Genomic DNA, 14,135 nt, shown 5'->3' on the forward strand with positions numbered 1-14,135 from the left:
ATAAAATGAAGAACCTGGATAGCGGCTCGATGTGCTCGTACTTTCTTCTTTTTATTCAGCCGCAGGCGCTACTGTCCGGCGGCGCGGCGCAGCTCCTCGTCGGCCCCGGCGGCGCGCTTGCGGGCGGCCGTCACGCTGCTGCTGCCTAAACGGTAGGTGAGGGCCGCCGTAACCACCCGCGAGTCCTGTCGGGTAAAAAAGGTTTCGGTGAAGCTGGCGTAGGTGGAGGTGATGTGCAGGGGCGTGGTGTAGAAAATATCGGCCGCGTTCAGGCGCAGGGTGCCCTGTTTTTTCCAGATGCTTTTTTGCAGCCCCGCCGCTACCTGGCCGCGTGGCCGGATGGCCTCAAAACCATACACTTCCCGTGACTCGTAGAGCCCGCTCACGTCGGCCGACCAGCCGTTGGGCATCGTGAAGCTGTTGTTGGCAGTGAGGGTGCAGGCCAGCTGGCCCCGGTCGAGGGCAGTGCCGGCCAGGTAGCCCACGTAGCGCGCGTAGTAGAAGGTGCCGTTGGCGTAGAGCGTCCACCATTTGCTGAGCTCCAGGGGTGCGGTGAGGGTGAGGCTGTAGTTGTGCAGGGTGCTCAGGTTCACGTTGCGGTTCACCACCAGGCGGCCGCCGTCGGGGGCGGGCAGCACCACGTTCACAATGGGTTGGTCGGTGCGGGCGTAGGCCAGGGCGCTGATGAACTTCTGGCGGTAGGTGTGCGTCAGCTCGACCGAATAGCTGGTCTGGGCCACCAAATCGGGGTTGCCGGCGCTATAGGAAGTTGCGTCGAGGTAAGTCCGCAACGGGTTCAGCTGCGTGTAGTTGGGCCGGTCGATGCGCCGGGCCACGGCCAGGCCCAGCGCGTGCCGGGCGCTGAGCGTGCGCTGCACCGTGGCGCTGGGAAACAGGTTGAGGTAGTGCCGCTCACGGCTGGTTTCGCCCGTGAAATCGGCCTGCGTATTGGTCTGCTCGGCGCGCAGGCCCGCCTGCCAGGTGGTTTGGGCGGCAGCACCCTTCAGGCTGACATACGCGGCATTCACATTTTCGCGGTACTGAAAGCTGCTCGAAAGAGCCGGGCTGAATGCGCCATTGTACCAAAAAACGGCGTCGTTATCGGTTTTTACCCGGGTCACTTTCGCGCCGGTTTCCAGGCGCGCTCGGTGGGGCAGGGGCAGGCTGAAATCAACCTTCGCCGCCCCAATGCTCAGGTTGTTGCGCTGGTCGCCGGTGAGCAGGGTGGAAGGCAGCGCGGGCGCGTCGAAATACGTATTCAGCGCCATCAGGCGGGTGGTGTGGTAGCGGGCGTAGTCGGCGTCGGCGGTGAGGACGGCGGCCGTGGCCGAGTCGGCGAAGGCGTGGCGCAGGTTCAGGTTGGCGCTGCCGTTGGGTCGGTTAATGTCCTGCGCTACCGCCGCAGAATAATGGTCGGCCGCCTCGCCGGCCGCGTTGTAGAGCTGGGTCTGATTGGTGGTCGTGTTGGTGGTCTGGCTGGCCAGCGCGGTGGCCGAAACGCCGAGCTGCGTGCGTTTGGAAAGCGTCAAATCCAGCCCAACTTTCCCGCTGTGCGAGCGCAGCCACGACAGCTGCTCGTTGGCCTGCACGCTGCTGGCTGCCGGCAGCAGCGCCGTAGTGCCAAACTGCCGGTTGAAATCGACCCGCACAAACCCGTGCCGGTCGGTGTAAGCATAGTTGCCGTACAGGTTCAGGCGTTTGCGCCGGTGGTTGAGTCCGAAGCCCCCCGTAAATTTGCCGTACTCCCCCCGCCCGTAGCTGGCGTTGGCGCTGCCGTTGGTGCCCAGGCGCTGGTCCTTTTTCAGGTGGATGTCAATCACGCCCGCGCCGCCCTGGGCGTCGTACTGCGCCGGCGGGTTGGTAATCAGGTCAATGCTTTGCAGCTGCTCGGCGGGCAGAGCCCTGAGGTAGTCGGCCAGCTCCGCGCCGGTGAGGGGCACGCGCTTGCCATCGATGACCACCAACAGGCCCAGCCGGCCGCGCAGGCTCATGATATTATCCCCGGCCATGGTCATGCCCGGCGCGCGGGTCAGCACCTCCAGCGTGGTGGCCCCGGCCGTGAGCGGGCTGTCGGCTACGTTCACCACGGTGCGGTCGGCCAGGTGCTCAAACAGGGGCTTGCGGGCCGTTACGGTCACTTCCTTCAGGGTAGTAGCCTTGCTGGTTGCCAGGCGGATAACCGGCACGGCCAGGCCGGCCACCGGCAGGGCATACACCGGGCTCCAGTACCGGGCAAAGCCCACCTGCGCCACCGAAACCCGGTAGGAGCCACCCGTAGCCGCCTCCAGCTGGAACCGGCCCTGCACGTCGCTGAGCTCCGATTTTACGGCCACCGAATCGGTGGCGCGGTGCAGGGTCACGGTGGCAAATTCCACGGGCGAGCCCGCAGCGCTGCTCACGGTCCCGCTCAGCGTGGAGCGGCTCTGGGCCTGGGCGGCTAATGGTGCGAAACAACTGATTCCGGCGAGCATCAACGGGTAAAAACCAGTTGTGCCTCTGCCAGACCAGCGCGGGTAAAAGTGGGGCATCGGGTAGCGATTGGGTAGAAATCTGAGGAAGGAGTTGGGAAGCAGAATCTCCCGGTCGATTGCCGGCGGGCACCAGGCCCGCATTGCGAAAGCTAGGGATATAGTCTTTGGGATGAACTGCTTAGCGGCCCCGCCAAAGTGTAAAGGTGTAGTTGAGCCGGCGATATTCCAAAAAAAGCTAGCCATTTCTGCCTTTACGGCGGTATTTTCGCCCAATGCATCCCCTTATCCTCACCGTTCCTTCGCTGGCGGCCCTGCCCGCCGCCGCTACCCGCCTGCAGGCGGCCATTGCCGAAGCCGGCTGCCCGGTGGTGGCCTTTCAGGGCGAGATGGGGGCGGGCAAAACCACCCTCATTCGGGCGCTGGCTGGCGCGCTGGGCGTCGTCGATGACGTCAGCAGCCCCACATTCTCCCTGGTAAACGAGTACCGCGATGCCCGCGACACGCCTATTTACCACTTCGACTTCTACCGGATTGACTCCATCGCCGAAGCCGAGCAGATGGGCGCAACGGAGTACCTCGATTCCGGGTATCTTTGTTTGGTAGAATGGCCAGCCCGCGTGGCGGCTCTTTTGCCCGTGCCCTACCTCGAAGTGCGCGTGTTGGTATTGCCGGATGAAACCCGGGAAATTGAATTAAAAATTATAAATTAATAATTAAAAATGGCTTCCAGTTCGCTTAGCTATTATTGATTGTTGGTAACTTTTAATTCTTGATTTATAATTTTTAATTTTCAGTAATGCCCGAGCAGCTACCCTCCGGTTTTGAGTCCTTGGCCACCAGCCGTGCCTATTTCACGCAGGAATCGATGCTGGCCGTGGAAACGCGCAAGCGGAAGCTCTTCATCGGGATGCCGCGCGAAACCTCGCTCCAGGAAAACCGCCTCGGCCTCACGCCCGAAGCCGTGCATCACCTCGTTTCGGCCGGCCACGAGGTAGTGATGGAAGCCGGTGCGGGCGAGCCCAGCAAGTACGCCGACCACGACTACTCCGAAGCCGGAGCGCAGATTGCCTACTCCACCGAGGAGGTGTTCAAAGCCGATATTCTGCTGAAAGTGGCCCCGCCCACGCTCGAAGAAATTGAGCTGCTGCACTCCGGCCAAACCCTGATTTCGGCCCTCCAGATGGGCTCCATGACGCAGGAATACATTTCGGCCCTCTCGCGCAAAAAAATCAACGCCATCGGCTTCGAGCTGATGAAAGACCCCAGCGGCGCCCGCCCCGTGGTACGCGCCATGAGCGAAATCGCAGGCTCGACGGTGATGCTGATTGCGGCCGAATACCTGGCCCGTTCCAACGAGGGCAAGGGCATTATTCTGGGTGGCATCACGGGCGTGCCGCCGTCGCAGGTGGTCATCCTCGGGGCCGGCACGGTGGCCGAGTACGCCGCCCGTGCCGCTACCGGCCTCGGGGCCGAAGTGAAGGTGTTCGACAACCACCTCTACAAGCTGCGCCGCCTCAAGCACAACCTGGGCATGCAGCTATATACCAGCACGTTGGACACGTTCGCGCTCAGCCAGCAAATTCGCCGGGCCGACGTGGTCATCGGCGCGCTGGCGGTGGAAGACGGCCGCATTCCCTTCATGGTGCCCGAGGAAATGGTGGCCAGCATGGCCTCCGGCTCCGTCATCATCGACGTGAGCATCGACCAGGGCGGCTGCTTCGAAACCAGCGAGATGACCAGCCACAGCAGCCCCATCTTCCGCAAATACGACGTGGTGCACTACTGCGTGCCCAACATCGCCTCCCGCGTGCCCCGCACCGCCACCAACGCGCTGAGCAACATCTTCACGCCCATCCTCCAGGAAATCAGCCAGCACGGCGGCATCAACGAAGTGCTGTTCACCAACGAGCATTTCCGCAGCGGCGTGTATATCTACCGAGGCTCGCTGACGAATGCGATGATTGCGAAGAAATTTAATTTGCGGTATAAGGAGTTGGGGTTGTTGATTGCGGTGCGCAATTAATTCGTTGCGGAATGAAAGCTAATAGTAAAGCGCTTTTTTCGCTGATTTTTCTTGGCTTATGTATCTCGCTACTTGGCTGTGGGGAAAGTAAGAAAGACGATTCTAAGCAAGCCCCAGTAGATTCTGCTGATAGTTTGACGGATTATAGCACAGCATTACGTGCAAAAGAAACAGCTTATTCAAAAAGGCAAACTAATGGTTATGGGGAGTTACTTAATAACATCTCCTTCGAAGTTAGAACTGACGATAAAAAGGAATTTGCAAATGGCCTGATTCCTTGGGCCAGTATCGAAAATCCCGAAAGTGAAATCTCAAAACTTGTTGATGCAAACAAAATAGTTATTCCTGAAAAAAAGGTCACAATTGTGATTGATTATCCATTGGCAAAGGAATTTCGATTTGATGCAGAATCAAAAATAGGGTTCACCAGAGCGCAGCTTTTACGAGATATCAGCAGGGCTTACTACAAGATTTACGAGGAGGAAGAGCGTACTGCTACCACTAAAACAATTCCTGCTGAAAAGCGAACCACGACCTATAATAGGAACCATACTAATGGAACCTACGGCATTTGGGGCCATGACATTGCCGATTTAGTTTTAGCAGAAGTTTTGGTTTACAAGGAAAGCGGCGGTAAGATTATTCTGTCGCTGAACATTGAATCTTAAGGCATTCTAAGCCGCCACTTCATACCGCAGCCAAATAACCCCATGCGGCCGCTGCTCCACGCTAATTAATTTCAATTGCGCCGCCGGCCCCGGGTTTTCACCCTGCTCAAAAATGGTGGCCGAAGTGGCCGCCCCATCAATGACGGGGAAATGCAGCAGGCTGAGTTCGTCAATCAGCCCAGCTTTGAGCATTGAGCCGTTGATATGGCCGCCGCCTTCCAGCAGGATAGTTTTGATGGGAAAGAGGCGGCCCAGCTTGTCGAGCACCAGCGCCAAGTCAAGCTCTTTTGTGCCGCCGAAGAGGTAGGAAACGCCCTGGTTGCGCAGGTAGGCCAGGTACTCGTCGCTCACCTGCTCGCTGAGGATGCTGATGAGGTGGTCGTCGTCGATGGAGCCGGATTTCCAGCCCAGCTTGCCGTGGGCGTCCACGGCAATGGCGAAGGAATCGGCGGTGTAGTCGGCCACGAAATCCTGGCGGTCGAGCGGGTGGCTCACGGGTTGCAGGTCGGGGGCGAGGGCTTTGGTGAAATCCTTTTCCATGGTCACGCGGCCGCACATCCAGGCATCGGCCCCGAAGGTGGCGGCGGTGGTTTCGTACTCCTTGGTATCGGGCGACTGGCCCCAGCGGCTGAGAATGGTACGCCCGTCGAGCGAGCTCATCATGTGGCAGATAACGCGGGGTCTGGTGGTTTTGGGCATGGTGGACGGGATGGCGATGGTTGGGGAAATGTCCCGGTTTACGGAAACGGCAGGGCTGCCGGCCAATCAGGCCGGCGGCCCTACCGGCAACCGCTGGGCCTACGACAACCCCGTAATCACTCCGCTGTCGTCTATTTCCATGCCGGTGGACGCGGGCACGGGCGGCAGGCCCGGCATGCGCAGCAGCGTGCCGAGGATGGGGATGAGGAAGCCCGCACCGGCCGCCAGCTCACACTCGCGTACGGTAACGCGGAAGCCTTCGGGCCGGCCGATGAGCTTCTCGTTGTCGGAAAACGACTTTTGGGTTTTGGCCATGCAAATGGGCAGCCCGGCCAGGCCCAGGCGGTCGATGCGGCGCAGGTCGGCTTCGGCCTGGGCCGTATAGTCGACCCCGACCGCGCCGTACACCTCGCGGGCAATGGTTTCGATTTTGGCTTTCACCGGCTGGTCCCAGGCATAGAGGGGGCGCAGGTGGTTGGTGCCTTGGGCGATGTTGGCCAGCACGGCCTCGGCCAGGGCGGTGGCGCCGGCGCCGCCGTCGGCCCAGCTGGTGCTGAGGACGGCCTCCACGCCGCGGGCCTGGCACAGCTGCTGCACCAGGGCCACTTCTTCGGGCGTGTCGGTTACGAAGTGGTTGATGGCCACCACGGGCTGGTAGCCGAACTTCTGGGTGTTTTCGATGTGCCGGGCCAGGTTGGCAAAGCCCCGCTCGCAGCGGGCCAGGTCGGGGGTGTTGAGCTCGGCGGCGGGGGCACCGCCGTGGTGGCGCAGGGCCCGCACGGTGGCTACCAGCACCACGGCAGCGGGGGCTAGGCCCGCGTAGCCGCACTTGATGTTGAGAAACTTCTCGGCCCCGAGGTCGGCTCCGAAACCGGCTTCCGTCACCACGTAGTCGCCCAGCGAGAGGCCCATGCGGGTGGCCAGCACCGTGTTGGTGCCCTGGGCAATGTTGGCGAAGGGGCCGCCGTGCACCAGGGCGGGGGTTTGCTCCAGGGTTTGCACCAGGTTGGGCTTCAGCGCGTCGCGCAGCAGAATGGCCATGGCGTCCTCGGCCTGCAGCTGGCGGGCGTAAATGGGCTTGTTATCGTAGCTGAACGCCACCAGGATGTTGCCGAGCTTGGCCTTGAGGTCGGGCAGGCTGGTGGCCAGGCACAGGATGGCCATGACCTCGGAGGCGGCCGTGATGTTGAAGCCGTCGGAGCGCATTACCCCGTTGGCCTTGCCGCCCAGCCCGATGATGATTTGGCGCAGGCTGCGGTCGTTCAGGTCGAGGCAGCGTTTCCAGAGCACGGTGCGCGGGTCGATGTTGAGCGGGTGGTTGGGCGTCTGGATGGCGTTATCGAGCAGGGCGGCCAGCAGGTTATTGGCCTTTTCCACGGCATTGAAGTCGCCGGTGAAGTGCAGGTTGATGTCCACCATCGGGCTCACCTGCGAGCGGCCGCCGCCGGTAGCCCCGCCTTTGGCTCCGAATACGGGCCCCAGCGAGGGCTCGCGCAGTACCACCACGGCCTTTTTGCCCAGCTTGTGCAGCCCGTCGCCCAAGCCGATGGATACCGTGGTTTTGCCTTCGCCGGCTGGCGTGGGAGTAATGGCCGTGACGAGAATCAGCTTGGCGGCAGCTACTTTTCCCGGGTCAATCAGGTGTAGCGGGAGCTTGGCCTTGTGGCGGCCATAGGGCTCCAGGTCGTCCTCGGAAATGCCCAGGCGGGCGGCCACCTCTTTAATGGGCGGTAGGACTACGGATTCGGCAATGGAAATGTCGGACATGCGGCGGGGGTGAGTGTTTTGAGTAGGGCAACAGAAAAGGTCGCCTTTTGTATTGCCCACCCGGGCCTCAATTTTGAGTCAGCTCCCGGATGGCTTCCCAATCGGGGCCATCATCAGCTTTTGAGCAGCAGCGCTTGCCACGCCTCCACCAGCCGCCCTTCGGCCAGCAGCTGGCGGCCCAGCTGCAGCAGTTGCCGCGTCAGCTCCGGGGCATCGTCGCGGTGCTTGTTGAGGAGGTAAGCCACCATGGGCTCGGTTTTGAATTCCTCGACTTGTTCAGGCGTAGGCAGGGCATCGCGCTCGATGTTGGCGAGGCGGCCCAGTTCATTGCCGGTGAGCACGTCGGAAGTGCGCAGGTGCTCGGGCAGCTGGTCGATGCCGATGCCGATGTGGCGGTTGGGCTTGGGCACTTCAAAGAGGCTGCTGCCGCTGGCGCGGCAGTACCAGTCGCCACCGAGGCGGGCCACGGCGTCGAGTTTAAACGGGTCGATGCCGGTGGCGTCGGCTAGCAGAATGTCCTGGCGGAAGTGGGCCCGCACCACCCGGCAGATGATGAGGTTGCCGGCTCCGTTGTTCTGGCCCAGTTCAATAATCTGCTCCACCACGCACTCGAAGGCGGCCGGCGCTTCGGCCACGCGGGGCGGGCGCACCAGCTCAGAGGCCAGCTCGGTGAGGCCGGCTTTGGTGAATTCGTTCACGCCCTTGCCATACTCGGTGCTGGACAAGGACATCTGCTCCACCAGGGCGTAATCGCAGATGTTGATGACGACTTCGGGCACTTCGCGCACGTTTTGCAGGGTGTGCTTCTGGCTGTTGTCGCGCACGCGGTTGGCGGGCGAGAACACCAGGATGGGCGGGTTCGAGCTGAAGACGTTGAAGAAGCTGTAGGGGCTCAGGTTCACGCGGCCCTCGGCGTCGATGGTGCTGGCGAAGGCCACCGGGCGCGGGGCCACGGCCCCCACCAGGAAGGGGTGCCACTGGGCAGGGGTGAGGTCGGAAGGAGTGAGGGAATGGAAAGCGGGCTTGGGCGCGAGCATGAGCGTAGGGCGGTGGGTTGAGTGACCAAAGCTACTGCGGTTATCAGGTTCGTAGTGCCCTCGTTCAGCGGTGCGCCTCACCCCCGGCCCCTCTCCGAAAAGGAGAGGGGAGCCAATTTTTACGAATAATCAGAAGCGCGGGAAGTAGTCCAAGTTGCGAACGACCTTAGCCCCGTAGGGGCGGCATATCGGTAGTAGAACCCTTGGTGAGTCGTTTTTGAGCCCCATCGGGGCGACACTCGTTCAATAAATGAAGCTGTTTAGAATATCGTGTTGCTCCGGTCCGACCGCCCTAGGCGGTCGGACCGGAGCAACGAACCAGAACGGACTTCCTAAACAGCTTTAATGCCACCCCGGTGGGGCTCTGGCGTCTTTTTTGTAGATTTTTCTGCCGGTATGTCGTCCCAACGGGGCTTGCGTATACACTCCGTAATTTACGTTAAGTAGCTTGCTGGCATGAAAATTATTCTGCCAACGCTGCTGCTGCTGCTGCTGCTGCTGCTGCTGCTGTTGCCGGGGCGGTCAGCGCTGGCCCAAGTGGTGGTGCCCCGCTCCGTAGCTGTCGCCGACACCGCCCGGCTGCGCCAGCACCTCACGTATCTCACCACCACGCCGCAGCCGCGCAACTACGCGCACCCGGCCGTGCTCGATTCGGTGGCTGCCTACGTGGCAGACCGGCTGCGGGCGGCCGGCGCGCGCGAAGTGGGGGAGCAGCCCTACCAGGTGCAGGGCCGTGCCTACCGCAACGTGCTGGGCACCTTCGGTCCGGCGGCTGGCCCGCGGCTGGTAATCGGGGCGCACTACGACGTGTGCGGCGAGCAGCCGGGGGCCGACGATAACGGCACCGGCGTGGCCGCCCTGCTGGAGCTGGCCCGCCTGCTGGGCCAGCAAGCCAATCTGCCGTACCGCATCGAGCTGGTAGCTTACACGCTGGAGGAGCCGCCGTTTTTCCGCACGGCCCACATGGGTAGCTACGTGCACGCTGCCGCCCTCAAGGCCGCCGGGGTGCCGGTGCGCGGCATGGTGGCGCTCGAAATGCTGGGCTACTACGACGACCGCCGGGGCTCGCAGCAGTACCCCATCGGGCCGCTGAAACTCATTTATGGCAGCCGGGGCAACTACGTAACGGTGGCCCAGAAATTCGGCAACGGGCCTTTTGGGCGGCGCTTTGCCCGGCGGTACCGGCAGGTGGCCGGGCTGCCCGTGAAACGCTTCAAGGCCCCGGCCTGGCTGCCGGGTATCGACTTTTCCGACCACCTCAACTACTGGAAGTTCGGTTACCCGGCGGTGTTGCTCACGGACACGGCTTTTTATCGCAACCAGAGCTACCACCAAACTACCGACACCCTGGCCCGGCTCGATATCCGCCGGCTGGCCCTGGCCGTGGATGCGCTGCTGGCAACGGTGTTGGCGGGGAGTTGAGCGGGCGGAAGGGGCTATATTTTTGCTAAACTAATATATATTTGCTAAATAGCTGTAGCTTTGGCCTTCACCCCAAACGATTGTGCCTGATGAATACGCCTGCTTGCCCAAAGTGTGATTCGGACGAAGCCACCAAAAGTGGCGTTATCAGCGGACGGCAACGGTTTAAATGTCGGGCATGCGGCTACCACTATACGGTGGCCAAGGTAGGCCGCGAGGTAGATAGCTACTACGTCATCAAGGCGTTGCAGCTCTACATCGAGGGCGTGAGCTACCGCGAGATTGAGCGCTTGCTGGGCGTGAGTCACGTGAGCGTGATGAACTGGGTGAAGAAATACGGCGTGAAAGCCCCGCGCCAGCCCGACTACCACCCGACCTATAAAATACTCAATCACAAGGAGCTGGCAGAGTTTTTTCAACAGCCCGGCAACCTGAAAGGTGCTGGTATGATGGTAACGGAGCTGGGCGACAAGTTTATGGTGATTCGTTGGGAACGGTTCCGGGGGAGCTGAGCTATAGCAGCGGGGCGCAACTATAGCCCGCGCGGCGTCATCGGGCCGGGAATGTATAGGTTTGGGGAAACTGATTGGCGACTTCCAAAAGGCTGCGCTGGTTTTGCTGCTCTCTTTTCTAACTATTCCCACAAATCCATGCAATTTTCTCGCTACGCGCTGACCATTACTGCGCTGCTGGCCGCCGAAGCGGTGTCGGCTCAGGTGCAGCCGCCACCCGTCGGCAATCCAACCTCGCCGCCGCCGGCCGCCCCGGCACCGGCTCCCGCGCCGGCCGCGCCCACCAAGTCAGCTCCCTATGGCGGGGGCCTGAAGATGAACCTCTCGCCCGACGGCTCCAAATACGTGCGCATCCTGCTCTGGACGCAGGTGTACGCCCGCTATACCGAGAACAACACGGGCACCCTGCGTGCCCCCAACACGCCTAAGGAAAGCCAGGTCGACTTCGGCATCCGGCGCTCGCGCATGGTGGTGATGGCCCAGCTCAACCCGCGCTTTCTAGTGTATACCCACTTAGGTATCAACAACCAGAATGCGGTGAGCGGCGGCGTGGCACCCACTACCGACGGCAAGAAGCCGCAGTTCTTCATTCACGAAGCCGTTACGGAGTACAAGGTGAACAAGTACCTCAGCCTGGGGGCCGGTCTGCACTACTACAACGGCATTTCGCGGCTGACCAACGCCAGCACTACCAGCATCCTGACGATGGATTTGCCGCTCACCAACTTCCCCACCATCGAAAACACCGACCAGTTTGCCCGCTGGCTGGGCGTTTTTGCCAAGGGCCGGGTGGGCAAGTTTGACTACCGCGTGTCGATGAGCGACGCTTTCCTGACCAACCTGGCCAGCACCCCGCTGGCGCTGGGCACCACCGCGGCGGGCGTGAGCACCGGCACCGGCGTGGCCGCCTACAATCCGCAGAATACCAGCCATGTGTACCAGGGCTACTTCAGCTATAACTTCCTGGAGTCCGAGGCCAACCTGCTGCCCTATACGCAGGGCTCCTATCTGGGCACAAAGCGGGTTTTTAGCGTCGGTGCGGGCTTTTTGTACAATAAAGACGCCATGTATTCGCGCTCCACGAGCAGCAGCGTAGCAGTGACGCCGGCCGTTACGGCCGACCCGTTCGGCACCATTGGCACCACCAAGCACGACATGACGCTGTTCGGGGTGGATGCCTTCTACGATGTGCCACTCGATACGACCTCGCGCACGGCCATTACGCTCTACGGCGTGTACTACAACTTCAACATGGGGCCCAACTACGTGCGCTTTGTGGGGGCCGAAAACCCGGGCTACGGCACCAGTGCCCTGCGCGGCAATGCCGTGCCGCAGTCGGGTACGGGAGGCTCATTCTATTTCCAGGGCGGCTTCCTGCTCCCCAAAAATACCCTCGGGCCTAAGGCGCGCCTGCAGCCCTACGTGGCCTACCTGCGCAGCAACTACGAAGGCCTGCGTGACTCCGGCGGCAACCAAGTGGGTACGAACGTATTCGACGGTGGCGTGAACGTGCTCCTCGACGGCCACAACGCTAAAGTGACGCTCAACTACCGTGCCCGGCCCGATTTCACCAACGTGAACGACGTGAAGTACCGGCCCGAAGTCACGCTGCAAACGCAGGTATTCCTGTAGGCCCCGGCATATTGCTTCTTCTTGCTTTGCTAACCCTTTTTCTTGACTAATCAGTATGGAACAGAGTTTAAACCCGCCCTATATGGCTGACAATGAAGTTGCGCACGACAACAACACCACCTCCACCAGCGTCATCTGGAAGGTTATCACCGCCTCGTCGGTGGGCACGGTCATCGAGTGGTACGACTTCTACATTTTTGGCTCATTGGCAGCCATTATCGGGCCGGTATTGTTTGGCTCGAAGGGCAAGATTGAGGACACGCTGCTCGGGGCACTGGCCGTATTTGGGGCCGGTTTTGTGGTGCGGCCGTTCGGGGCCATGTTCTTTGGCCGGCTCGGCGACATGATTGGTCGCAAGTACACCTTCCTCGTTACGCTGCTGATTATGGGCGGGGCCACGTTCATCACCGGCCTAGTGCCGAGCTACGACAAAATCGGGCTCGCGGCCCCGGCCATTGTGGTGGTGCTGCGCCTGTTGCAGGGCCTGGCCCTGGGCGGCGAATACGGCGGTGCTGCGACCTACGTGGCCGAGTATGCACCCGATGCCAAGCGGGGGTATTTCACTAGTTTCATCCAGATAACGGCCACTGGCGGCCTCATCCTCAGCATTTCGGTTATTCTGATTACGCGCAAGCTGCTGGGTGAGGATGCGTTCAAGGAGTGGGGCTGGCGCATTCCGTTCCTGCTCTCGGGCTTCCTGCTGGTTGCTTCGTACTACATCCGCCGCCAGCTGCACGAGTCGCCGCTGTTTGCCAAGGCCAAGGCCACCGGCACCACCAGCAAAAGCCCCCTGCGCGACTCGTTCATGAACCCGGTGAACCGCCGCCTCGTCCTCATTGCGTTGTTTGGTGTGACCATGGGCCAGGGCGTAATTTTCTACACCAGTCAGTTTCAGGCCTTCACGTTCATGAATGCCACTCTTAAGCTCGACATCGTGAACTCCAGCATCATCATGGTGGTGGCCATGCTGCTGGGCACGCCGCTGTTCGTGTACTTCGGCTCGCTGTCTGACCGCATTGGCCGCAAGCGTATTATTATGACCGGCATGATTTGCGGGGCCCTGTTCACCGTTCCGCTTTTTTATGGCCTGAAGGCGTTTGCCGGCCCCCTCACGGAAATCACGCCCGCCACGGTAGATGCCGCCGGCAAAGCCGTGCCCGCCGTGATGAAGGCCCTCACGCCCAACATCCCGGCCATGATTGCGATGGTGTTCTTCCTCGTCACGTTCGTGACGATGGTGTACGGCCCCATTGCGGCTTATCTGGTTGAGCTGTTCCCTACCAGCGTGCGCTACACCTCGCTGTCGGTACCGTATCACATTGGCAACGGCGTGTTTGGGGGCTTTGTGCCGCTCATTGCCACGGCCATTGGTGTGTGGGCCGCCGCCCAGCCGGCCGGCACCTTCGCCAAAGAGCATAGCAGTCTATTAGGCCTGGTTTACCCGGTTACCATTGCCCTCATCTGTTTCATCATTGGTATGGCCCTGATGAAGGACGTGCGCAACGTGAAGCTGATTGACGAGCAGCAGCCCGCCGCTTAACCTGTTCGCGCGCTGCGACCAGGTGAAAGTCCGCCGGGCCCCGTGCCCGGCGGACTTTTTCTTAGATTGGCCGTCCCAAGCCGCCCCACTATCATGCCCGACGCTCCCGATAACTCTCTGCCCAATCTCGTGCCCGCCGACCGCCCCGCGCCGCGTCAGGAGCCGCGCCTGCTGTTCATCGCGGTGCTGTTCGGGGTGCTGCTCAATTACCCGCTGCTGGCCTTGTTCGACCACGACGGGCGAGTGGGCGGCGTGCCGGTACTATATCTCTACGTGCTGCTGACCTGGATTGCGCTGGTGACCTTGACCGGCCTGCTGGTGCGCAAGCGTAGAAGTTAGCTCAGGATGACAGCCGATTAACACC

The 14,135-nt window shown here is 61.3% G+C and carries 12 protein-coding genes and 1 pseudogene; 9 read left to right on the forward strand and 4 right to left on the reverse strand.

All coding sequences use genetic code 11. The features are described from left to right. Window positions 1-68: 68 nt before the first annotated feature. Entirely contained in the window at window positions 69-2,471 is a 2,403-nt protein-coding gene (locus KQ659_RS10145; RefSeq protein WP_216688890.1) for an outer membrane beta-barrel protein, read from the reverse strand. A 272-nt stretch (window positions 2,472-2,743) separates the two neighbouring features. On the opposite strand from KQ659_RS10145, the gene tsaE reads away from it, so the two are divergent. From tsaE to KQ659_RS10160, 3 genes are all read left to right on the forward strand, one after another. Continuing rightward, window positions 2,744-3,181, forward strand: coding sequence for a tRNA (adenosine(37)-N6)-threonylcarbamoyltransferase complex ATPase subunit type 1 TsaE (tsaE, locus tag KQ659_RS10150; RefSeq protein WP_216688889.1), 438 nt, complete (start codon window positions 2,744-2,746; stop codon window positions 3,179-3,181). Between the two features lie 86 nt (window positions 3,182-3,267). Then, complete coding sequence (locus KQ659_RS10155) at window positions 3,268-4,494, forward strand: alanine dehydrogenase (RefSeq protein WP_216688888.1); 1,227 nt, start codon at window positions 3,268-3,270, stop codon at window positions 4,492-4,494. Between the two features lie 11 nt (window positions 4,495-4,505). Then, window positions 4,506-5,162, forward strand: a complete 657-nt coding sequence (locus tag KQ659_RS10160; protein WP_216688887.1) for a hypothetical protein — start codon at window positions 4,506-4,508, stop codon at window positions 5,160-5,162. 6 nt (window positions 5,163-5,168) lie between these two features. On the opposite strand, the gene KQ659_RS10165 is transcribed toward KQ659_RS10160, so the two are convergent. From KQ659_RS10165 to KQ659_RS10175, 3 genes are all read right to left on the reverse strand, one after another. Continuing rightward, a complete protein-coding gene (locus KQ659_RS10165; RefSeq protein WP_216688886.1) occupies window positions 5,169-5,861 on the reverse strand; it encodes a RibD family protein in 693 nt (230 codons plus the stop codon). Between the two features lie 99 nt (window positions 5,862-5,960). Then, window positions 5,961-7,628 (reverse strand): formate--tetrahydrofolate ligase, encoded by a 1,668-nt coding sequence (locus tag KQ659_RS10170; protein WP_216688885.1) that lies wholly within the window; start codon window positions 7,626-7,628, stop codon window positions 5,961-5,963. A gap of 113 nt (window positions 7,629-7,741) precedes the next feature. Beyond that, window positions 7,742-8,665 (reverse strand): flavin reductase family protein, encoded by a 924-nt coding sequence (locus tag KQ659_RS10175; RefSeq protein WP_216688884.1) that lies wholly within the window; start codon window positions 8,663-8,665, stop codon window positions 7,742-7,744. Between the two features lie 456 nt (window positions 8,666-9,121). On the opposite strand from KQ659_RS10175, the gene KQ659_RS10180 reads away from it, so the two are divergent. The 6 genes and pseudogenes from KQ659_RS10180 to KQ659_RS10200 all read left to right on the forward strand — a co-directional run bounded on the left by KQ659_RS10180 (window position 9,122) and on the right by KQ659_RS10200 (window position 14,110). After that, the gene (locus KQ659_RS10180) at window positions 9,122-10,087 is read left to right on the forward strand and encodes a M28 family peptidase (protein WP_216688883.1); all 966 of its coding nucleotides are present in this window, start codon (window positions 9,122-9,124) and stop codon (window positions 10,085-10,087) included. An 89-nt stretch (window positions 10,088-10,176) separates the two neighbouring features. After that, window positions 10,177-10,272, forward strand: a pseudogene (locus KQ659_RS22220) (transposase-like zinc-binding domain-containing protein); the annotation flags it as partial. Window positions 10,273-10,284: 12 nt separating this feature from the next. Continuing rightward, window positions 10,285-10,599 carry a helix-turn-helix domain-containing protein gene (locus KQ659_RS10185; RefSeq protein WP_216690829.1) on the forward strand — a complete coding sequence of 105 codons (315 nt, stop codon included), beginning with the start codon at window positions 10,285-10,287 and terminating at the stop codon, window positions 10,597-10,599. 138 nt (window positions 10,600-10,737) lie between these two features. Next, a complete protein-coding gene (locus KQ659_RS10190) occupies window positions 10,738-12,231 on the forward strand; it encodes a hypothetical protein (protein ID WP_226929925.1) in 1,494 nt (497 codons plus the stop codon). Between the two features lie 82 nt (window positions 12,232-12,313). Then, window positions 12,314-13,771, forward strand: a complete 1,458-nt coding sequence (locus KQ659_RS10195; RefSeq protein WP_216688882.1) for an MFS transporter — start codon at window positions 12,314-12,316, stop codon at window positions 13,769-13,771. 93 nt (window positions 13,772-13,864) lie between these two features. After that, the gene (locus KQ659_RS10200; RefSeq protein WP_226915569.1) at window positions 13,865-14,110 is read left to right on the forward strand and encodes a hypothetical protein; all 246 of its coding nucleotides are present in this window, start codon (window positions 13,865-13,867) and stop codon (window positions 14,108-14,110) included. Window positions 14,111-14,135 lie beyond the last annotated feature (25 nt).

Source organism: Hymenobacter siberiensis (genome assembly GCF_018967865.2).
Lineage (GTDB): Bacteria > Bacteroidota > Bacteroidia > Cytophagales > Hymenobacteraceae > Hymenobacter > Hymenobacter siberiensis.

Coding starts and splice junctions, on each gene's coding strand:
- KQ659_RS10145 (WP_216688890.1), bottom strand. CDS start 2,471: ATGCTCGCCGGAATCAGTTGTTTCGCACCATTAGCCGCCCAGGCCCAG.
- tsaE (WP_216688889.1), top strand. CDS start 2,744: ATGCATCCCCTTATCCTCACCGTTCCTTCGCTGGCGGCCCTGCCCGCC.
- KQ659_RS10155 (WP_216688888.1), top strand. CDS start 3,268: ATGCCCGAGCAGCTACCCTCCGGTTTTGAGTCCTTGGCCACCAGCCGT.
- KQ659_RS10160 (WP_216688887.1), top strand. CDS start 4,506: ATGAAAGCTAATAGTAAAGCGCTTTTTTCGCTGATTTTTCTTGGCTTA.
- KQ659_RS10165 (WP_216688886.1), bottom strand. CDS start 5,861: ATGCCCAAAACCACCAGACCCCGCGTTATCTGCCACATGATGAGCTCG.
- KQ659_RS10170 (WP_216688885.1), bottom strand. CDS start 7,628: ATGTCCGACATTTCCATTGCCGAATCCGTAGTCCTACCGCCCATTAAA.
- KQ659_RS10175 (WP_216688884.1), bottom strand. CDS start 8,665: ATGCTCGCGCCCAAGCCCGCTTTCCATTCCCTCACTCCTTCCGACCTC.
- KQ659_RS10180 (WP_216688883.1), top strand. CDS start 9,122: ATGAAAATTATTCTGCCAACGCTGCTGCTGCTGCTGCTGCTGCTGCTG.
- KQ659_RS10190 (WP_226929925.1), top strand. CDS start 10,738: ATGCAATTTTCTCGCTACGCGCTGACCATTACTGCGCTGCTGGCCGCC.
- KQ659_RS10195 (WP_216688882.1), top strand. CDS start 12,314: ATGGCTGACAATGAAGTTGCGCACGACAACAACACCACCTCCACCAGC.
- KQ659_RS10200 (WP_226915569.1), top strand. CDS start 13,865: ATGCCCGACGCTCCCGATAACTCTCTGCCCAATCTCGTGCCCGCCGAC.